This window comes from Chryseobacterium sp. PET-29, from assembly GCF_025736815.1.
Taxonomy (GTDB): Bacteria; Bacteroidota; Bacteroidia; order Flavobacteriales; family Weeksellaceae; genus Chryseobacterium; species Chryseobacterium nepalense.
On sequence record NZ_CP107053.1, the window covers coordinates 975281 to 995471 of the forward strand.

Genomic DNA, 20191 nt, shown 5'->3' on the forward strand with positions numbered 1-20191 from the left:
TTAAAAATTTTTGTTTTTGATGATATAATTGGGCCGTTGTTTTACCTGCTTAAAGATTTTGCCTAAATACATTCCGATGATTCCCAATATGATTAACTGCAGTCCGCCGAAAAAAACAATGGTCATAATCAGTGATGCCCACCCTGAAATTTCTGTTCTGGCAATGAAAGAATGGATAACATATGTTGCGTATCCTATCACCGAAAGTCCGGAAAACAGGAATCCAAGATATGCGGCAATGTAAAGTGGTTTTACACTAAATGCCGTAATTCCCGTAAAGGCAAAAGTTACCATTTTTTTAAGATTGTAGCTGCTTTTTCCGGAAAGCCTTTCATTGGCAATAAAACTGATTCCGGTCTGTTTGAAACCCATCCAGCTGGTAAGGCCTCTGAGAAAGAGATCATCTTCATTAAGATTTCTCATCACTTCTACGGCACCTGCATCCATTAGCCTGAAATCTGAGCCGCCGCCTTTTGTCAAATCAACATCAGACAATCCTGAAAGAATTTTATAGAAAAAATCAGAGGTTTTTCTTTTGAATACTGAAATTTCTTTGGGATATTTTCTAACGGTAAAAACAATATCATAACCTTCTTCCCATTTTTTGATCATCTCCGGAATAAGTTCGGGCGGATGCTGCAGATCGCCGTCCATTGAAATGACGGCATTTCCGCTTGCGTTGTCCATTCCTGCTTTTACCGCAGGCTGATGTCCGAAGTTTCTTGAAAATTCAATAAATTTTACCTCTTCAAACTGTTCTGAAAGCTCTTCCAGTTTTTGCTGGGTGTTGTCCCTGCTGCCGTCATTTACAAATATGATTTCAAATCTGTAATGCTCCAAACCATCAAAAACTTCTTTTATTTTCTGATGTACCAAAGCTACGTTTCCTTCTTCGTTATGCGCAGGAATGACGATCGAAATTTTCTTCATACTGATTATTCAAGGCTGTAATTTTTCTCAAAATCTTTGGTGAGAAGTTCATACGTAACTCTCAGCCAGACGACAATGCAAGGTACGGCTTTTAAAGAATATTTAATGATATAATGTTCTTTTACATATTTCGGAAACAGGTCTGAAGTTGAAAAACATGTGAATATAATTACGAACACCAATAATCCGATAACAAGAGGAGTTCTTTCTTTCTGAAGGAAAAACCAGATCAGTACGCCAACTATTGCAATGATATAGGTGGGAGACTCGGAGCTTGAGCTGAATAATACTAAAAACAGCAATGTTGAAGCTAAAATCATCAGCTGAAAAGCATACTGTTTGTATTGTTTGATTCTAAAATACGGTGCGGCGAAAAGTGGCAGTCCAAAGGCAAGAAAAACAAGATTCGAAATGGAAGCATCTCCCAGAATCCTTCTGAAAAATCCCATTAATGAAATATCCTGCATATTTCCCAATACCTGGTTTTCATTGTTCTTTTCTACAATAGACTGAAACCAGTCTGTGTAACACTGGATCACAAATTTCGGACTTGAATATACCATTGGTAATGCAAAGAAAACTACGGCTATGATTAATCCGGAAAGAATAAATTTTGTTTTATTTTTAATGAAGAAAAATTGCGAAAGTCCTACAATTCCGTAGATCTTTACGAAAACTCCAATCAATATTGCCGTTACTGATTTCACTTCTTTTTTCTCGTAAATGTACACTGCAGATAAGAGCAACAGTCCGGTAAGAGCAACGTTGAATTGCAGACTTAAAGCTGCCGTAATATATTCCTGAAGGCAGAACAGACCGAACAATGCTTTTTTGGAATCGGAAAAAGGCAGTTTATGAATGCCGTAAATGAGAATAAACGTATTGGCAGCATTCCAGAGCGATATTCCGAGCCAGTCCGGCATTACGGCAAAAGGAGCAATAAGTGCACTGAAAAATACTCCGTAATGGTTTAAATCAAAATAAAGATCAGGATAATGGATAAACAGATTTTTCTGATGAATGGTATTAAAAAATACGTTTTTGAAAATCAGGTAATTGTTAATCGCGTAATCTCCTCTCAGATACTTGGAAATAGCAGTAACCACCGATATAATAAGATAAACCCCAAATATATATTTAGGGTTTAATAGTATTTTAAGAAATTTTTCTTTCAAAATATTGGTATTAGTTTAGAATATATTCTTAAACGGCAACATTATTATCTCTCAAAGCATCATTTAAAGACGTTTTTTTGTCTGTAGATTCTTTTCTCTGACCGATGATCAAAGCACACGGAACCTGATACTCTCCGGCCGGATACTGTTTGGTGTAACTTCCCGGAATTACAACCGAACGTGCAGGCACTCTTCCTTTAATTTCAATCGGTTCAGGACCTGTAACGTCAATAATTTTCGTTGATGCCGTAAGAACGACATTCGCTCCTAAAACGGCTTCCTTTTCTACATGAACCCCTTCTACCACGATACATCTTGATCCGATAAAGCAGTCGTCTTCAATGATTACCGGAGCAGCCTGAAGCGGTTCCAGAACACCGCCGATTCCAACACCGCCACTAAGGTGAACATTTTTACCGATCTGTGCACAGCTTCCCACTGTTGCCCAGGTATCCACCATTGTTCCCGAATCTACGTAAGCGCCAATGTTTACATAAGAAGGCATCATGATTACTCCCGGAGCAATGTAAGCGCCTTCTCTAGCCACTGCATGCGGTACAACTCTTACCCCTTTTTCAGCATAGTTCTTCTTCAAAGGCATTTTATCATGAAATTCAAACGGACCTACCTCAATAGTTTCCATTTTCTGGATCGGAAAATACATTACCACTGCTTTTTTTACCCATTCATTTACCTGCCATCCGTTTTCAGTAGGCTCCGCTGTACGAAGCTCTCCCTTGTCCACCAAAGCAATAACCTCTCTGATAGCCTTCTGGCTGTCTTCATTCTGCAATAATTCTCTGTTGTCCCAGATATTTTCAATTGTTTGTTGTAACGACATGTTTCTAGTTTAAAATTATTTGCGCCAAAGATACAAAAAGTTAAGGAAAATTTTTCTTCCGTAATGAGCAGAAATACTGTTTAAAGAATGGCTTTAAAGAATTCTTTTTGCATGCAGATAAGCTTTATTCCAGTATTTTTCTTTCAATGATGAAATGATAACGCCTTTTGTTGTGGAAGCGTGAATAAATTTTACTTCGCCGTCATTTCCGATATCATGAACGATTCCTACATGGGAAACTCTTGTCCCGCCGGCTGTTGCAAAGAATAAAAGATCTCCGGGCTTTACTTCTCGGATATCTATCGTGTTTCCGGTTTCGGCCTGGTCTGATGATCTGCGGGGAAGTTTATAGTCGTTTTCTTCAAAAACCTTTACGGCAAATCCGGAGCAGTCAAATCCTGAAGAGGTACTTCCTCCGAACTTGTATGGTGCGCCCAGATATTTTTCGGCGTCTTTAAGGATTTCGTTAATAGATTTTGAAACTTTGCCGTTGAATTTCGAGTCCAGGTTTCTGAGGCTTTCGGTATTTGAGACAGCTTTGCTTCCGGGGCTTTTATTTGAAGCCACTTTTTTCGAACTTCCGCATGAAACGGTAAGTAAAGATACAATGAGCAACGAATGAATTGTTTTACAATTTAAAATTTTATAATTCAGACACTTCTTCATATTTCTTTGTTTTACGGGCAAACTGATTACAAATATAAATAAATTATGTTTTTCTTATCTTCATTTTGTGGTATGAAATTGATAAAACCCGGCAGAAATAAAAAAAGCTATTCGTCTGAATAGCTTTTATATTTTGAGTGATTGTATCAATTTGATGTTTTTTCACCTTTCCATGTTCCGGATCTGGTAGGCGTCGGAACTGCATTTACCCAGGTTCCGTTTCCTTTTTTATCCCTGGTAAGTGTTCCCTTAAATTCTCCGTCCGCAGGAGAACCGATTGTAGCATTGAGTTCGCCGGATTCGGTAAGAGTTCCTGAAATGTAATAATTTTCCGTAGTCTGTTCAGAATCCAGTGTTCCGGTTACTTTACCGTCGCTTGCCACAACGATGTTCCAGCTTCCTTTTTCTGTTCCCGAATAGGTTCCGGCCCAGGTGCCGATGAAGTCGTAGATGGTATCTTCATCTTTGCAGCCGATGAATAAAAAAGCGGTGAATACAAGTAAAAATAATTTCTTCATAGTCTTTGTTTTATAAACAAATATGGAGAATACGGGTTTTTTAATGAAATTCCTTATCTCCTGATTAATAATTGGTTGTATTTTGATTTTCTTGTAAAAATAGTCAGTTTTTGCCTGTTTTTCTTCTATTTTTAATTATTTCCAAAGATAATAAAATATCTGGAATGAACTATTGTTGCTGGAAAAAAATAGTAATTTCCTTATTATTATTAAAGTTGGACGGATTTTATTATTCTAATAATTTTAATTTCCATTGATTATTTTAAAATCCCTGAAAAATTGACAGTTAGCTGTAATTGTCATTTTCTTCTCAAATAAAATTTAACAAAATGTTTGCACATATAGTTTAAATAGTTATTTTTGTACCGCTTTAAAAACAGCAATATGGGGAATTAGCTCATCTGGCTAGAGCGTTAGACTGGCAGTCTAAAGGTGACGGGTTCGATCCCCGTATTCTCCACAGCAATTAAAAAACGCACATTATTTAATGTGCGTTTTGCTTTTTATATGGTTTTTTACTTTTCAGTAAAAAATTATTTCCATCCTCCGCCAAGAGCCTGATAAAGCTCAACGGCAGCTCTCATTTTACTGTATTCTGCATTGGTAATATTCAGTTCTGCATTCAGTGAATTTACGCTGGCATTCAATACTTCGAGGTAATTGGCCATTCCGTAGTTTACCAGTTCCTGAGAATATTCAACAGAGTTTTTGTAAGCATTCAGCTCCTTTTGTTTTAATTCAATAAAAGAATCCTGCACAGAGAATACTCTTATGGCATCAGAAACTTCTTTTCCAGCCGTAAGAACCGCTTTTCTGAAATTCAGATACGCTGTTTCCTGGTTGGCAAGACTTACATCATAATTGGTTCTGATAGCTCTTCTGTTTAAAATAGGCTGTGCCAGACCGGCAACAACATTGGCAAACAATGAGTTTACACTGAATAAATGGTCAATATCTACGGACTGCACTCCCCCGCTTCCGGTTAGTCTTAAAGTAGGATAAAACTGTGCCTTCGCAGAATTAGTTAGCTCAAAAGCATTGATCAGATTGTACTCCGCTCTCATCACATCAGGACGGTTGGCCAAAAGTTGTGCAGGATATCCAAGCTTAACATCAATTGGCAGGCTCTGGCCTTCCAGTGTGGATCTTTCTATAGTATGCGAAGGTTCTCCCATCAGAAAGCTTATGGTATTTTCCAAAAGCTGGATCTGGGTATCGATATCGATCAATAAAGATTTTGCATTAAAGACCAATGCTTCACTCTGCTGTACGGCAACTTCGGTTAAGGTTCCTGCAGTTTTTAAAGCTCTCGTTGTTTCAAGATTTCTTTCGCGCACCGCAATGGTTTCATTGATGATTCTTTTCTGTGCATCAAAAGTAAGAAGCTGATAATAAGCCGAAGCTACGGATGCTACTAAATCACTTTTTACGGCTTTATGTGCTGCAATGGTTCCAAGATAAGCGGCATACTGCGCTTTTTCCTGTGATTTCAGTCTTCCCCAGATGTCTGCTTCCCAGCCGATGCTTGCTGTGATATCAAACTGATTCACATATCTTCTTTCCCCGATAATCTGTCCGAACTGTGTGTTGATAGACTGGGTCTGAAAAGTATAGTTTGGACCTACAGATAAAGTTGGCTGATAAGCCGCTTTGCTTTGTTTCAGATATGCTTCTGCAGAAGCTATACTTTGTAAGGCAATTCTTATGTCAAGATTGTTTTCCAACGCTTTAGAAATGTGTCTCTGAAGGATAGGATCCGTAAAGATTTCTTTCCAGGAAACATTGGCGATATTGGTGCTGTCTGAAGGAAGCATGTCTGTGCGGTACAGTTTTTCATCGACCACATTATTGGGTCTGTTGTATTCTTTTCTGGCCATGCAAGATGATACAACTGCCAGAAGTACCACTGAAAAAGAGAGTCCTTTTATAATATTTGAAATATTCTTCATTATTTGAAGTTTAAGGTTTAAAGTTCAGGGCCACGGATCAGTATTAAACTTTTAATCTGAAAACCCTGAACATGCTTAATTATTCTGCTAAATTGATGTCCTCTTGTTTAATAGGTTTCACTTTCTCCTGCAGGTATTCGAAAATAACATATAGTACAGGAATAACGAAAAGCCCTAAAATAGTACCTATCAATAACCCGATTGCGGCTCCTGTAGCGATGGATCTGTTACCAACGGCCCCGATTCCGCTTGCTAATACCAATGGTAAAAGTCCGAAGATAAATGCAAATGAAGTCATCAGGATAGGTCTTAACCTTGCTTTTGCAGCGTTAATAGCAGACATGACGATTGTTTCCCCATGATGTCTTCGCTGAACGGCAAATTCCACAATTAAGATGGCATTTTTCGCTAAAAGCCCCACCAACATAATCAATGCAATCTGGAAATAAATATTGTTTTCCAGTCCCATGATTTTCTGCCCGAAATATGCTCCCATTACCCCAAGAGGAAGAGATATTACCACAATCAGCGGAAGAATATAACTTTCATATTGTGCTGAAAGAATGAAGTAAACGAAGATCAAACTTAAAGCGAAGATAAGCACGGTTTGAGATCCGGAATTCAATTCCTCTCTGGTCAATCCGGTAAACTCAACATCATAATTCTGGTTTAATGTTTCTTTTGCTACCTCCTGAACGGCTGTAATTGCATCCCCAGAACTGAATCCTGCGGAATTGGCTCCCGTTATTTTTACGGAGGTAAACAAGTTGTAACGGCTTACCGACTGCGGTCCGTATGCTTTATTTAAAGTAACGAACTGGGAAATCGGAGACATTGCTCCTGATCCTGTTTTTACATATAATTCATTCAGGTTTTCAATTTTCTGTCTGTTTTCAGGAAGAGCCTGCACCATTACCCTGAACTGTTTTCCGTACTTCGTAAAATCTGCAGTATAAATTCCTCCGATGTACCCTTGCATGGTTGCAAGAATGTCACTTACAGAGACCCCAAGCTGTTTGGCCAAAGGAACGTTAATCTGCATTTCATATTGCGGATATTTTGTGTTGAATGAAGTCTGTGCAAATTCAATTTCAGGTCTTTGCATCAGCTTTCCGATAAATTCATTCGTTTTATTATCCAAGTCAACATATTCGCCTCCTGATTTATCCAGAAGAACCATCTCGAAACCGGCGCTGCTCCCGAATCCGGGTACACTCGGTGGCTGGAAGAATACTACTTTGGCATCCGGAACAGCTCCCGTAATCCCGAACAGTCTTTTAGTAATGTCTTCTGATGTCTGCCCATCCTTTTTCCTTTCATCAAAAGGTTTCAGCTTCACGAAGGCAAGACCGTTATTACTTCCGTTTCCGGAAAGGAATCCTCTACCGGTTGAAATGGTAACGTTTTGAACCCCCGGAACTTTTAAGGCTTTTGCCTGAAGCGTTTTCAAAGCGTTGTACGTTCTTTCCATGGAAGCGCCCGGAGGAAGCTGAACATCGGTAAAGATAATCCCTCTGTCTTCCGTCGGTACGAAACCTTTTTTCATCGTGGTACTTGCCCAGTATAAAATTCCTCCTGTAACGGCAAAGATGATCAGGGTAACCCATTTATGTCTTAAAAGGAAAATAAATCCTCTTCCGTAACGTTCTGTGGTTGTTCTGAAAGCAATATTAAACTTATAGAAAAACTTCTGAATAAAATTTAAATTCTTATATTCCGTATGATGTGCATCGTGAGGCTTTAAGAATAAAGAACATAAAACCGGACTTAAAGTCAAGGCATTAATTGCAGAAATAATAATCGCTACAATAAGCGTAATACCGAACTGCTGGTAGAAAACTCCGGTAGGTCCCGTAATGAAAGTTACCGGAATAAATACGGATGCCATTACCAGGGTAATTGAAATAATAGCTCCTGTGATTTCATCCATCGCCTCAACGGTTGCCTTTTTCGCATCGGAAATTCCGTTTTCCATTTTGGCATGAACGGCCTCGACGACGACGATGGCGTCATCCACCACAATACCAATGGCGAGAACCAATGCGAAGAGTGTTAATAAGTTTAAGGAATACCCGAATAAATTCAGGAAGAAAAACGCACCCACAATGGAAACCGGAACTGCAATAGCAGGAATAAGCGTTGATCTGAAATCCTGGAGGAAAATATACACTACAATAAATACAAGAATAAATGCTTCAATCAATGTATGAACTACTTTGTCAATTGACGCTTCAAGGAATTCATTGGTGTCAAAGTTAAACGTGTATTTAATTCCTTCCGGAAAAGTTCCTTCTGCAGATTTCAGGTATGATTTGATATTTTTAATGATCTCCTGAGCATTAGAACCCGGCGTCTGGAAAATCCCCATACTGATGGAAGGATAGTTTCCGTTTTCACCGATTCCGGTATAAGACTGTCCTGCCAATTCTACTTTAGCAACATCTTTCAGCATTAGGTTTTGTCCGTCTCCGAGAGATTTGATGATGATATTATCATACTGTTCTTTTTCGTTGAACTTACCAACATATTTAATGATATATTCAAAAGAGCTTCCGCTGTTCTGTCCGATAGAACCGGCTGCCGCTTCTCTACTCTGTTCATTGATGGCATTGGTAACATCAGTTGGAGTAATGCTGTAGGCTGCCATTTTTGCAGGATCCAGCCATACTCTCATGGAATAGTTTTTACCCCCGAAAACGTTGGCATCACCTACTCCGTTAATCCTTTTTAAATTCGGAATAACATTGATATTTAAAAAGTTCTGAAGATATACATCATCTAGGTCTTTATTTTCAGAATAGAAAGACATATACATCAAAGCACTGGTCTGCTGTTTCTGGGTAACAACTCCTGAACGTGTCACCTCACTTGGAAGTAATGGAGTTGCTCTTGTTACTCGGTTCTGAACGTTTACTGCTGCGATATCAGGATCAATTCCCTGTTTAAAAAACACCTGGATATTGGCTGAACCGTCATTTCCTGCACTGGAAGTGATATAATCCATACCTTCCACCCCGTTGATCTGTTCTTCCAAAGGAACGACTACACTTTTCATTACAGTTTCCGCATTGGCTCCGGTATAGTTGGCCGTAACACTTACGGTTGGAGGAGCAATGTCCGGATACTGTGTCACCGGAAGTGCAGTAAGCCCCAGTACCCCGAGAATCACAATCAAAATTGAGATTACGGTAGATAAAACCGGTCTGTTTATAAAATTTTTAATCATTTTTTAGAATTTCGGTTTTATAGATTGAACAAGACTATCCATTTTTACAGGTTGCTTTTTAACGGCAGTTCCTGGCTTAAGTCCACCGATTCCTGCTGCAATTACCGTTTCTCCTTTATTAACACCGGTTTTTATCAGTGCCATGTTATCAATTCTGTCGATCACATTGACAACAACATTTCTTGCAGTGTCGCTCTTATCAACTTTATATACATAGACAATTCCCTGCTGTTCGTAAGTAGCGCTTTCCGGTACAACCAGTACGTTGTCATAATGTTGAGGAAATCTTATGGTTCCGCTGTTTCCGTTACTAAGGAGCTTTTGAGCATTGGTGAAGGAAACCCTGAATTGTATGGTCCCTGTTGTAGGATCAATTTGTCCTGTAATGGCTTCTATTCTTCCCTTTTCAGGATAAATACTTCCATTGGCTAATTGTAGCTCTACCATGGGAAGATTTTTGATTTTTTCCGGCATGGTAGCCCCTACAGATTTTTCAAGAAAATCAAAATATTCCTTCTCGTTCATTGAAAAGTATGCGTAGATTTCTGAAGTGTCTGAAATGGTGGTTAAAGGCGTCTGATCTGATGGTCCGACAAGACTTCCAACCTTTAAAGGAAGTTTACCGATTACTCCTGAAATAGGAGCGCGGATAATGGAATATTGGATATTGGCTTCTACTCCTTTATAATTGGCCACCGCCTGGCTTTTAGCCGCCTGTGCCTGTTTCAGCTGTGCCTGCGCCTGCGCTAAATTTGCCTGAGCAGTCTGTAACTGTACATTACTGATGATATTTTTCTGCACCAGGGGTTTCAGTTTATTTACCTCTACGTTTGCTGCACTTACAGCAGCCTGGGCAGCGGCAATGTTAGATTCGGCAGCACCAATTCCTGCTTTTGAAGCTGCTGCATTTTCGTTCAGGATATTGGTTTCAAGCCGGAACAAAGGCTGTCCTTTGGTTACGTACTGTCCTTCGTCTACCAAAACCTGTGTGATATATCCCTGGATTTTGGCACGTACATCATTGTTTACCTTACCCTGGATGGTAGCCGGAAAAGTCTGATAACCCACTATATTTTTCGCTTCCACGTTTACAACAGGATACGGTTTCGGGCCGTCCTGCTTAGGAGCTTCTTTTTTGCAGGCCACTAAGGAAAGGGCAGCAAGAGAAAGTATAACTAGCTTATTATTCATTTTATAGTTTATTAAGAGATTCCTGAATATTTATTATATTTTTATTTAAAAGCGCTTTATAAGCTTCTATTTTTTCATCGTAACCATTATGATTTTTCTTAAAATGGTCCAGGTCGTCTAAAAGTTTTAATTCGTCTTTCATTTTCTGTACTATTTTTTCAAATCTGATTTTTTTATAGCCGTCATTGATGAAAAAATACCGTTTGCGTTCGTCCATCTTGTTGTGGTCAATAATCAGTTCAGCATTTAATAAAAGCGAAATACTTGTTGATACGGAACTTTTACTGGCCGAAAATACTTCCACAAATTCATCAAAAGGAATACCTACTTTATCATAATCGAATAACAGGTAAGCATATATTTTTGATGCCAGAGGAGGTATATTGAAAACTGTGCCATAGAATTTTACAGCATCCTGGAAAATTTTCTCATCAATTTCTATACTCTTATGCATTGTATATAAATTTTGAGCAAAAATAAAAATTAGTTCTGAACTAAACGAACAAACCTGATAGAGTTTATAAATTTTACTTTTTTTAAAAAATCAATGAAGTTGGATTTAACTTTTCCTTTAAATTATAATCTTCTCAAATGCTTTCCTGATTCCGCCAGCCAGATAAACTTCCCCGCAATAGGTGTAGCCTTTGCTTTCAAGAATTTTCAGCATGGCCATGTTATCGAAATTGGTATCTACTTTAATGCTCTGAATTCCATGAGATTTTGTAAATTCTTCAATATGGTCAAATAGCTTTTTTGTCATTCCCTGCCCGGCAAATTTTTCATCCACCGCTACTCTGTGGACCACAACAAATTCTCCGTTGCTCAGCCAGGCACCTTCAATTGTACTGTAAGCCGGTTCATCATTTAAAATAAGAGCAGCATATACTGCAATTTCTCCGTCTACGGTCATAACATATCCAAACCCTTTTTCTATATCACTTTCCACGGTAGTACTGTTGGGATATCCCTGTTGCCATTGGTCGCTCCCGTCTTTTCTTCTTCTTTCTATCGCCTGCTGTAAAATGTCCCAGATAACTTCTCTGTCCGCCATTTCCGCTTTTCTTAATTGGGTTTCTGAATTCATTATTGTGAAAAATTTTAATTAATAAGATTATTTTGTTTTAAATATGCTACTTCGTAAACGCTAAATTATGATGCTTAGACCGACACTGCATGAATAATTAATTATTCAATGTTTGCTGATGGTTTTGAACTATTATTATTCAGTTGTGATGTAACCAAAAAAAACCGAAAACTAATTGTTATTAATTTTCGGTTCGAAGTAGTAAAATTTAAAATTATGAAATTGTTTTATTGATTTTCATTTTGCTGGAGATAGGCATCAATTACTTCAAATGCTTTTTTTTCATCTTCCAGTTTTACCAATACTTTCAGCGACGTTGCCGTAGGCGTAGTTGTAAAAGTAAGGTAGTTGTTTTCTACGGCATTGGTAATGTTCGCATCATCCAGTTTGGATTTAATCAGCTGAATTTCTGCAGGTTTATCACTTTCAAAAACGGATACTCTTGTACTTCTTTCCATGTTCTGTTACGTTTGAGTATCTAAATTTATGACATTTTTTTTAAAATTACAAATCCGTAATTTAAATTTTATTAATGTTATTCTCAATTTTATCCAGTGCAAGCCTGATTTCCTCCCTGGTCACATTAAGATGTGGTCTGAAACGCAACGACTGATCTCCGCAGGCCAGAATAATCATTCCGTCTTTCCAGAGCTCGTCTCTCAGAGTATTTCTTTGCTCATGAGTGACAAGGTCAACAGCACACATCAATCCTCTTCCTCTTGCGTTGGTTAGTTTTTCAGGATATTTTTCGGCAAGGCTTTTTAAGCCTTCAAGAAGGTAATCGCCCATAACTCTTGCATTTTCAACAAGATTTTCCTTTTCAATAACTTCCATTACCAGCTGGAAACGGAGCATGTCTATAAAATTACCTCCGAAAGTAGAATTGATTCTCGAGCTTTCACGGAAAACATTATCAGGAACTTCATCAAACTTTTCTTTATTGGCCAAAATACCGCAAACCTGCGTTTTTTTCCCGAAAGAGATGATATCCGGTTTTGCGGTGAAGTGTTGAAATGCCCACATTTTCCCGGTAATTCCAATTCCTGTCTGAACTTCATCAAAAATAAGAAGAACTTCATTTTCATCGCATATTCTTCTTAATCCTGATAAAAATTCATCCCTGAAATGGTTGTCTCCACCTTCTGCCTGGATCGGTTCTATGATGATACATGCCACTTTATTCGGATTCATTAAAATAGCTTCTTCAATATTTAAGAGAGCCAGCCTTTCGTTTTTAATGGTTTCCTCCAGGTTTTCTTCCGTTATCGGGAAGGTAAGTTTAGGATTCAGGATTCTTGGCCATTCAAACATCGGAAAATACTGATATTTCCTTGGATCTGAAGTATTTGTAAGACTTAATGTATATCCGCTTCTTCCGTGGAATGCCTGTCTGAAATGAATGCATATTCCGGCTTCAATATCAAGTCCTTTTTCAAAATTCTTGCGTGTTTTCCAGTCGAAGCAAGCTTTCATGGCATTTTCAACAGCCAATGCTCCGCCTTCAATAAAGAAAGCATACTGCAATTCTTCAGGGATCACTACTCTTTCGAAAACTTCCAGGAAATGAGCATATTCTTCAGAATATACATCAGCCAGTGTCGGTTTGTTCACTGCCATTTTTCCCAGCCATTCAGATTTTTCCATGAGGTAAGGATGATTGTAACCAATGGATGCTGAGGCAAACATGGAAAACATATCCAGATATTCTTTATTGGTGAGTTTATCGTAAAGCCATGATCCGTGCGATTTTTCAATATCCATTACGAAATCGAATCCATCGGCCAGAACGTGCTTTCCTACTATTTCTTTTACTTTGTTTACTTGTATGTCAATTGTTTCCATTTTAATTAATCTTAGGGTTGATTAAATAAGTTAATGATGTTGAAACAAAGAGATTTAGTATTGTTAAAAGTTGACAATTTTTAATTTTTAAATCTCCGTATTTCTAAATATTTTTAAATTAAAGGTCAAACTTAATTCCCTGTGCCAGAGGAAGGTTTGTTGTATAGTTGATGGTATTTGTCTGTCTTCTCATATAATATTTCCAGACGTCTGAACCGGATTCTCTTCCGCCGCCGGTTTCCTTTTCTCCACCGAATGCACCACCGATTTCCGCACCGGATGTTCCGATATTTACATTGGCAATACCGCAGTCTGAACCTGCATGCGAAAGAAATAATTCTGCCTCTCTTAAATTCTGCGTCATGATTGCAGAGGATAAACCTTGCGGAACATCATTCTGAATGGCGATGGCTTCTTCTAATGTTTTATACTTGATAAGATATAAAATCGGGGCAAAAGTTTCGTGCTGAACGATTTCGTAAGAATTTTTTACTTCTGCGATACATGGTTTCACGTAGCATCCGGATTCATAGCCTTTTCCTTTCAGTACTTCTCCTTCCACAATGAATTTTGCACCTTGTTTTTTACCTTTTTTAATAGCTTCCTGGTACATATTTACGGCATCTGTATCAATAAGAGGCCCTACATGATTGGATTCGTCTAAAGGATTTCCGATTTTAAGCTGTCCGTATGCTTTTACCAAACGATTTTTCACTTCATCATAAACACTTTCGTGGATGATCAATCTTCTTGTTGAAGTACATCTTTGTCCGGCTGTACCCACCGCTCCGAAAACAGCTCCGATAATTGACATATTGATGTCCGCATCCTGAGTAATGATAATCGCATTATTTCCTCCTAGCTCCAGGATAGATTTCCCGAATCGTTGTGCCACATTTGCAGAAACCATTCTGCCGACTCTGGTAGAACCGGTAAATGAGATTAAGGCTACTCTTTTATCATCAACCAGTTTTTGTCCGATTTCATGATCTGCAACCAAAACACTTGAAATTCCTTCGGGAAGATTGTTTTCCTTTAAAACTTCATTCATGATATTCTGGCAGGCAATTGCACAAAGCGGTGTTTTTTCTGATGGTTTCCAAATGGTGACGTTTCCGCAGATCCATGCTAAAGCAGTATTCCACGACCATACGGCAACCGGAAAATTAAAAGCGGTAATAATCCCGACGATTCCAAGTGGATGATATTGTTCATACATTCTGTGCCCCGGTCTTTCGGAGTGCATGGTATAACCGTGAAGCTGTCTTGAAACCCCCACTGCAAAATCGCAGATATCGATCATTTCCTGAACTTCGCCTAAGCCTTCCTGCAGGGATTTTCCCATTTCATAAGAAACAAGTTTACCAAGATCGTTTTTGTACTGTCTTAATTTCTGGCCAAGCTGCCTTACGATTTCACCTCTTTTGGGTGCAGGAATGAGCCTGAATTCTTTAAAAGCATTTTGCGCAGCTTCAAGAACTTTTTCGTAATCAGATGTTCCGGAAGTTTTCACTTTCGCAATTAGATTTCCGTCTACCGGAGAATAGCTTTCTATGGTTTGCCCTGATGCAAAGTATTTTCCGCCTGTTGAAGTCCCCTTATTTTCATTCTTAATTCCTAGATTTTTGAGCGTGTTTTCAATCCCAAAATCTTTTACTTTTTTAGACATAAAAATTTTACTTTTCGTTTTCCCTAAAGTTAAAAATATTAAACGAACTGCAAAATTTAAATTTTTTTAACGGATTTTTTATTTGGACTAATTATAAACATGACTATATTTGTATGGTAATCTTTTGACACACAGAAATGGAAAGCTCTCAGGAAAATAATTCGAAGTTTAAAAAATGGTTTAAGCGTGTTGGATGGGCAGGATTTGCCTTCTTTACCATTAAGGGGCTGATTTGGCTGGTAATATTTTACTTTGGGGCAGATACGCTTCAAAGTTGTATAAAATAAAAAGCCGAGAAATTTTCTCGGCTTTTGTTTGTTTGTATCATCTTATTCTTTTTTCTTCCTCCCGGAATGGAGCAAGCTTTGATGAAGCAGAAACTCAATTTGTCCGTTTACACTTCTGAATTCATCATTGGCCCACTTTTCAAGAAGCTTATAGGTAGACTCATCAATCCTTAAAACAAAAGATTTTTTGCCTTTATTTTCGGAAGTATTATGAGTTTTTTCTGATTTCATTCTTGTTAACTTTTTTCTGACGTTTGTATAAACAAAATTCTGATCTTGATTTAATTATAAAGTGTCCCGGCATTTAAAATAGGTGTTGCCGCTTTTTCACCACACAAAACAACCATTAAGTTGCTCACCATCGCTGCTTTTCTTTCGTCATCGAGCTCCACAATATTTTCTTCGGAAAGTTTCTTTAATGCTAAATCTACCATTCCTACGGCTCCTTCCACAATTTTGGTTCTTGCCGCAACAATCGCTGTAGCCTGTTGTCTCTGAAGCATGGCGCCTGCAATCTCCGATGCGTAGGCAAGATGGGAAATTCTAGCTTCCTGGATAATAATTCCTGCTTTTGAAAGACGCTCTGTAAGTTCCTGTTCCAAAATGGCATTGATTTTTTCCCCGCCTTCTCTTAATGTAATCGGGGCATGATCGTCCTCCAGGTTGTCATAAGGAAAACTCATTGCCAAATGACGTACCGCAGCTTCGCTCTGCATTTTTACAAAATCAGAATAACGTTCAACATCAAAAGCGGCTTTGTAAGTATCGCCAACTTTCCATACGATAACGACAGCAATTTCGATGGGATTTCCCATTTTGTCATTTACTTTCAGTGTCTGGCCCTGTAAATTTTCGGAACGAAGACTGATTCTTTGGGAAGAATATAAAGGATTAATGAAAAACAAACCGTTATCTTTTACGGTGCCGACATATTTCCCGAAAAAGTTCAGTACTCTTGAATGGTTCGGCTGAATTATCATCAGGCCTTTCAGGAAGAAACAGAATACAATAAAGGCAACTATTGAAAGAACAACAAATGTGATATTCTCATCAACTCCTATTGCGAACAGGTAAATTGAAGCAATGAAAAGTCCAAGACAGATTACTAAAGTAATATATCCGGACATCGGTTTAAGGATTTTTTCCATGATATTGATTTTTAATTTTGATATTAATTTGATATCATAAAGATATGATTTTTTTACATTAAAATTATTTATTTTAAATTTTTTTGATTTGAATTAAAGAAACAAAAGTTCAGGCTTGGAATCTGAATGCTAAAATTTTAATACAATCCGTAAAATCCCTAAAACTTGCGCGAATCAGACATTTGTCCTTCGGTTTAAATTAAATAGTCAGTATAAAAAAATCCCTGAAAAATTAATTTCAGGGATGGTATGAATGATAAATTTTAAACTTATTTTTTATTTAAGATTCTAAACTTGTAATACGAAACGGCTGATAAGAGTGCCATTGTTCCAAGTCCGATATATACCCAAGCCGGAACCGGAACAGGATCTCCTGCTGCATAAGAGTGAAGTCCGCTCAGGTAATAATTTACTCCGAAATATGTCATTACCATCGAACAGAATGCAAACATTGTTGCCACGTGGAACGCCCATCTGCTTCGTAAACCAGGAACCAATCTCATGTGTAGAACAAACGCATACACCATAATGGAAATGAAAGCCCATGTTTCTTTCGGGTCCCAGCTCCAGTATCTTCCCCACGATTCATTGGCCCAGATTCCTCCCAGGAAGTTTCCTACCGTTAATGCAAATAAACCTATTGTTAAAGACATTTCAGAAACAATCACCAGTTCTTTCAAAGTTGTATCGTGGTGTAATTTGTAAGTTCCTTTATTTGAAATGATATAAAATACAAGGCTGATCACGGCAATAATCATCGACAGGGCAAAGAATCCGTAGCTGGATGTAATAATGGCTACGTGTACAATTAGCCAGTACGATTTCAGTACAGGAACCAGCGGTGTAATCTGTGGATCAAGAGCCGAACCGCCGTGCGCAAATCCCATCATGATAACTGCAACCATAAATCCGGCTGCCGGAATCAAGGCGTTTGAATTTCTATATAATAATAGTCCTGCTGTAATTCCCACCCACGAAATGAAAATAATCGCTTCATATCCGTTACTCCATGGTGCATGTCCGGAAATATACCATCTTGCCACCAGTCCAAGGAAATGGAAGAAATACCCTATAGCTCCGATTACAATAATCGCTTTAATGGTTTTGTTTAAGACTTTATTCGGTTTGAATAATTCTACAAATCCCAGTAGTAAAAGAAGTCCGCCGATGATCGTGTAGAAAATCAATAGTTTGAAATTGATATTCACCTTATTCATGAAAACTTCAAGCTCAACTTTGGATTTGGCAGGAACGACTGCCTTACCCCACTTCTGCTGATAGTCCGAAAGTTTTGTAAGCTCTGCATCCGCTCTTTTCCAGTCACCGGTTTGTTGGGCAACAAGAACTTCCGCAAGATATGGTCCCATTACCTGCTGAGATTCTGTATCTGGTTCAAACTTTTGATTTAGCCAGGAGTGCCATGTATGGTTAGGATCGTTTTTCACAGGAACAATTCTCATAAACTGTCCTGAGAATATTTCCTGGAATACCTGTACTCTTTCATTAACGGCAATTACCTCTTTGTCATAATTGGTCTGCTCGGAAGCTTTTTTACGGAAGGCTGTATTATAATCCTTTTCCAACACATAATGAAGATTTCCGTTGGCATCAGAAGGAATAAGATTTAATAAACTGGTATATCCGTCCTCATCTGCTTTTGTTTTTTCTTTCAGGGCGTCTCCACCTTTTGTTCCTACTTTTATTAAAGGAACTGCAATCCAGTTATCAGGATTTGTATTGATTGATAAAAACCATTGGTTAGCAGAAAGTGATTTTCCATCAGTCCCTTTAAATTCATCTCTTTTGTAAAGCTTTCTTAAAACATCCAGAGCCTGTGTATTGAGAGGAACAATTCTCCCTTCAAAATTCTGAACAAGAAGATACCCGAATTTATCGGCATGTTCTGCACTGATTTTGTTTTGTGCGATAATTTCATCAGCGGAAACGCTTCTGATTTTTGTATGAGATTCGGAAGGAGCTGCAGAACCTGATTGGGCCGGAGCAACTTCAGCATCATGATTATGCTGTTCTCCCTCTGTGTGGATATGTTCCCTGCTGCCGTCAGTAGTGCCGTGGGTCTCTATTTTTTGAGCATTCAGTCCGAAGCTTAGTAATATTAATAATATAGTTACTACCCTTTTCTTGTTGACATCTTTCAGCATTTTATTAAGCTTCCAGAAATGAGTTCCTTTCCAGAAGAACATAAAGAACATTCCACCAAATAAGAACGTGTAGCCAATGTAAGAAATCAATGTTCCCCAGAAATCATGATTTACGGAAAGTACCGTCCCCATTCTGTCCGGATCAAAACTCGACTGGAAGAATCGGTAGCCTTTATGATTGAGAACGTGGTTCATATAAATTTTAAATGGGGTCTGCTTGCCTTCATCAATGATTTTAATATGGCTTTCATAAGCACTTGGAGATGAGCTTCCAGGATAGGTTTCCATTACGAAATCATCGAGTTTAAGTGAGAAAGGCGTATTGTAAATTTTCGGACCAAAACCAATCATGATATTCAATCCGTCCATTGTAACCTGTTTGTAGGCATTCGGATTTCCTTTTTCAACTGAAAGGTCTACCAGCTGCTTTGTTTTCGGACCCTGAATTTCAACAGTGAGCATATCAGGCACAGCCTGATCTTTTTTTCTGTCGCCTTCAATTGCCATTAATTTTCCTTTTTTAAGACCTTCAGGAACAACCAGCTTTAATTCATTAATTGAATATAAACTTCTTAAAGCCAATGGCTGGAATTCGTCTTTTACTGTACTTCCTGTAGCCTGAGTAGCCATGGTCATATAGCTCGCATCAACCGGTGTTTTGATGAATAACTTTCCGCCTTCATTTTTAAATTCAACCGCACCTTCAATGGCTCTGTTGAAAGTCACCAGTGTTCCGTTGATTGATTTTGTTTCTCCGGGTTTAATGAAAATATTCTGTCTTCCGGTTTGTCCTGTTGATACCAAATGAAGATATTCGGCGCCATTAGGGTCAGCCACGAGACTATCTTTTTTTCTTTGAACATACTCTTTTGCAATGACTTTCACTTCTTTTCCATGGAAATCATAGGTAGCCTGTAAATCTTTGTGTAATGGAGACATTAGATACGGAATATCCTGATAATTAAGAACATCACCTTTTTCCTCAATCTGAATTTTAAGGAAGTTTTTATCCGTTACAATTTCATTGGAGGTTTCTCCTTCCCGGATGTGCATTGTCCCTTCAAAACTGATATATCTTGTAATGGCACCACCAATAAATATCAGTACAAAGGCAAGGTGAAAAACCAGCACCGGCCATTTTTCTCTCTTCCAGAGTCTGTATCTTCCAATATTTCCTATGAAATTGAGAATAAGCAGAAGCATGATTAATTCAAACCACCATGCCTCATAAATTAAAGCTTTTGCTGTTGGAGTTCCGTAGTCATTTTCTAAGAACGTTGCATATGCCATCGCAAATGCGTACACCAGTAACAACACAGCCATTGTTCTGGTCGAGATAAGAATATCCTGGAGCTTCTTCATGTTATATATACTTGATACGCAAAAATAAGGATGATAAACTACAATGCCGTGAAAAAAAGCTGTTTTTTATCACTTTGCCATTGATAAGTGTTATTTTTAACCGTTCTTAATAATATTAAACAGACTGATAAAAATATAATA

Annotated in this window: 16 protein-coding genes and 1 tRNA gene; 1 reads left to right on the forward strand and 16 read right to left on the reverse strand. The window is 38.1% G+C overall.

Annotated elements, in window-relative coordinates; genetic code table 11:
* The 5 genes from ODE14_RS04300 to ODE14_RS04320 all read right to left on the reverse strand — a co-directional run bounded on the left by ODE14_RS04300 (position 1) and on the right by ODE14_RS04320 (position 4130).
* Positions 1–930, reverse strand: a complete 930-nt coding sequence (locus ODE14_RS04300; RefSeq protein WP_248393473.1) for a glycosyltransferase family 2 protein — start codon at positions 928–930, stop codon at positions 1–3.
* A 5-nt stretch (positions 931–935) separates the two neighbouring features.
* Positions 936–2105, reverse strand: a complete 1170-nt coding sequence (locus ODE14_RS04305) for a glycosyltransferase family 87 protein (RefSeq protein ID WP_263603100.1) — start codon at positions 2103–2105, stop codon at positions 936–938.
* 28 nt (positions 2106–2133) lie between these two features.
* Positions 2134–2946 (reverse strand): 2,3,4,5-tetrahydropyridine-2,6-dicarboxylate N-succinyltransferase, encoded by an 813-nt coding sequence (locus ODE14_RS04310; protein WP_263603101.1) that lies wholly within the window; start codon positions 2944–2946, stop codon positions 2134–2136.
* A 93-nt stretch (positions 2947–3039) separates the two neighbouring features.
* Positions 3040–3612, reverse strand: a complete 573-nt coding sequence (locus ODE14_RS04315) for a C40 family peptidase (RefSeq protein WP_263603102.1) — start codon at positions 3610–3612, stop codon at positions 3040–3042.
* A 146-nt stretch (positions 3613–3758) separates the two neighbouring features.
* On the reverse strand, positions 3759–4130 hold the full coding sequence (locus ODE14_RS04320) for a hypothetical protein (RefSeq protein ID WP_248393469.1): 372 nt from the start codon (positions 4128–4130) through the stop codon (positions 3759–3761).
* Between the two features lie 386 nt (positions 4131–4516).
* Here ODE14_RS04320 and ODE14_RS04325 point away from each other — a divergent pair.
* Positions 4517–4590 (forward strand) — tRNA-Ala (locus ODE14_RS04325).
* A 73-nt stretch (positions 4591–4663) separates the two neighbouring features.
* Here the strand turns inward: ODE14_RS04325 and ODE14_RS04330 are convergent.
* The 11 genes from ODE14_RS04330 to ccsA form a co-directional block, all read right to left on the reverse strand.
* Positions 4664–6079, reverse strand: a complete 1416-nt coding sequence (locus tag ODE14_RS04330) for a TolC family protein (protein ID WP_263603103.1) — start codon at positions 6077–6079, stop codon at positions 4664–4666.
* Positions 6080–6158: 79 nt separating this feature from the next.
* A complete protein-coding gene (locus ODE14_RS04335) occupies positions 6159–9305 on the reverse strand; it encodes an efflux RND transporter permease subunit (protein ID WP_263603104.1) in 3147 nt (1048 codons plus the stop codon).
* A gap of 3 nt (positions 9306–9308) precedes the next feature.
* On the reverse strand, positions 9309–10496 hold the full coding sequence (locus ODE14_RS04340) for an efflux RND transporter periplasmic adaptor subunit (RefSeq protein ID WP_263603105.1): 1188 nt from the start codon (positions 10494–10496) through the stop codon (positions 9309–9311).
* Position 10497: 1 nt separating this feature from the next.
* Positions 10498–10950 carry a transcriptional regulator gene (locus ODE14_RS04345; RefSeq protein WP_248393465.1) on the reverse strand — a complete coding sequence of 151 codons (453 nt, stop codon included), beginning with the start codon at positions 10948–10950 and terminating at the stop codon, positions 10498–10500.
* A 117-nt stretch (positions 10951–11067) separates the two neighbouring features.
* Positions 11068–11580 (reverse strand): GNAT family N-acetyltransferase, encoded by a 513-nt coding sequence (locus ODE14_RS04350; RefSeq protein WP_263603106.1) that lies wholly within the window; start codon positions 11578–11580, stop codon positions 11068–11070.
* Positions 11581–11807: 227 nt separating this feature from the next.
* Positions 11808–12038 carry a DUF2007 domain-containing protein gene (locus ODE14_RS04355; RefSeq protein WP_248393463.1) on the reverse strand — a complete coding sequence of 77 codons (231 nt, stop codon included), beginning with the start codon at positions 12036–12038 and terminating at the stop codon, positions 11808–11810.
* Between the two features lie 61 nt (positions 12039–12099).
* The gene (lat, locus tag ODE14_RS04360) at positions 12100–13422 is read right to left on the reverse strand and encodes an L-lysine 6-transaminase (protein ID WP_263603107.1); all 1323 of its coding nucleotides are present in this window, start codon (positions 13420–13422) and stop codon (positions 12100–12102) included.
* 118 nt (positions 13423–13540) lie between these two features.
* Positions 13541–15091, reverse strand: a complete 1551-nt coding sequence (locus ODE14_RS04365) for an aldehyde dehydrogenase family protein (RefSeq protein ID WP_263603108.1) — start codon at positions 15089–15091, stop codon at positions 13541–13543.
* Positions 15092–15420: 329 nt separating this feature from the next.
* The gene (locus tag ODE14_RS04370) at positions 15421–15609 is read right to left on the reverse strand and encodes an Arc family DNA binding domain-containing protein (protein ID WP_263603109.1); all 189 of its coding nucleotides are present in this window, start codon (positions 15607–15609) and stop codon (positions 15421–15423) included.
* 50 nt (positions 15610–15659) lie between these two features.
* Positions 15660–16526 carry an SPFH domain-containing protein gene (locus ODE14_RS04375; protein WP_263603110.1) on the reverse strand — a complete coding sequence of 289 codons (867 nt, stop codon included), beginning with the start codon at positions 16524–16526 and terminating at the stop codon, positions 15660–15662.
* Positions 16527–16795: 269 nt separating this feature from the next.
* The gene (ccsA, locus tag ODE14_RS04380; protein WP_263603111.1) at positions 16796–20050 is read right to left on the reverse strand and encodes a cytochrome c biogenesis protein CcsA; all 3255 of its coding nucleotides are present in this window, start codon (positions 20048–20050) and stop codon (positions 16796–16798) included.
* Positions 20051–20191: the final 141 nt, after the last annotated feature.

Excerpts from the sequence above, each read along its gene's own strand:
- ODE14_RS04300 (WP_248393473.1), bottom strand. The coding sequence starts at position 930 with ATGAAGAAAATTTCGATCGTCATTCCTGCGCATAACGAAGAAGGAAAC.
- ODE14_RS04310 (WP_263603101.1), bottom strand. The coding sequence starts at position 2,946 with ATGTCGTTACAACAAACAATTGAAAATATCTGGGACAACAGAGAATTA.
- ODE14_RS04315 (WP_263603102.1), bottom strand. The coding sequence starts at position 3,612 with ATGAAGAAGTGTCTGAATTATAAAATTTTAAATTGTAAAACAATTCAT.
- ODE14_RS04320 (WP_248393469.1), bottom strand. The coding sequence starts at position 4,130 with ATGAAGAAATTATTTTTACTTGTATTCACCGCTTTTTTATTCATCGGC.
- ODE14_RS04330 (WP_263603103.1), bottom strand. The coding sequence starts at position 6,079 with ATGAAGAATATTTCAAATATTATAAAAGGACTCTCTTTTTCAGTGGTA.
- ODE14_RS04335 (WP_263603104.1), bottom strand. The coding sequence starts at position 9,305 with ATGATTAAAAATTTTATAAACAGACCGGTTTTATCTACCGTAATCTCA.
- ODE14_RS04340 (WP_263603105.1), bottom strand. The coding sequence starts at position 10,496 with ATGAATAATAAGCTAGTTATACTTTCTCTTGCTGCCCTTTCCTTAGTG.
- ODE14_RS04345 (WP_248393465.1), bottom strand. The coding sequence starts at position 10,950 with ATGCATAAGAGTATAGAAATTGATGAGAAAATTTTCCAGGATGCTGTA.
- ODE14_RS04350 (WP_263603106.1), bottom strand. The coding sequence starts at position 11,580 with ATGAATTCAGAAACCCAATTAAGAAAAGCGGAAATGGCGGACAGAGAA.
- ODE14_RS04355 (WP_248393463.1), bottom strand. The coding sequence starts at position 12,038 with ATGGAAAGAAGTACAAGAGTATCCGTTTTTGAAAGTGATAAACCTGCA.
- lat (WP_263603107.1), bottom strand. The coding sequence starts at position 13,422 with ATGGAAACAATTGACATACAAGTAAACAAAGTAAAAGAAATAGTAGGA.
- ODE14_RS04365 (WP_263603108.1), bottom strand. The coding sequence starts at position 15,091 with ATGTCTAAAAAAGTAAAAGATTTTGGGATTGAAAACACGCTCAAAAAT.
- ODE14_RS04370 (WP_263603109.1), bottom strand. The coding sequence starts at position 15,609 with ATGAAATCAGAAAAAACTCATAATACTTCCGAAAATAAAGGCAAAAAA.
- ODE14_RS04375 (WP_263603110.1), bottom strand. The coding sequence starts at position 16,526 with ATGGAAAAAATCCTTAAACCGATGTCCGGATATATTACTTTAGTAATC.
- ccsA (WP_263603111.1), bottom strand. The coding sequence starts at position 20,050 with ATGAAGAAGCTCCAGGATATTCTTATCTCGACCAGAACAATGGCTGTG.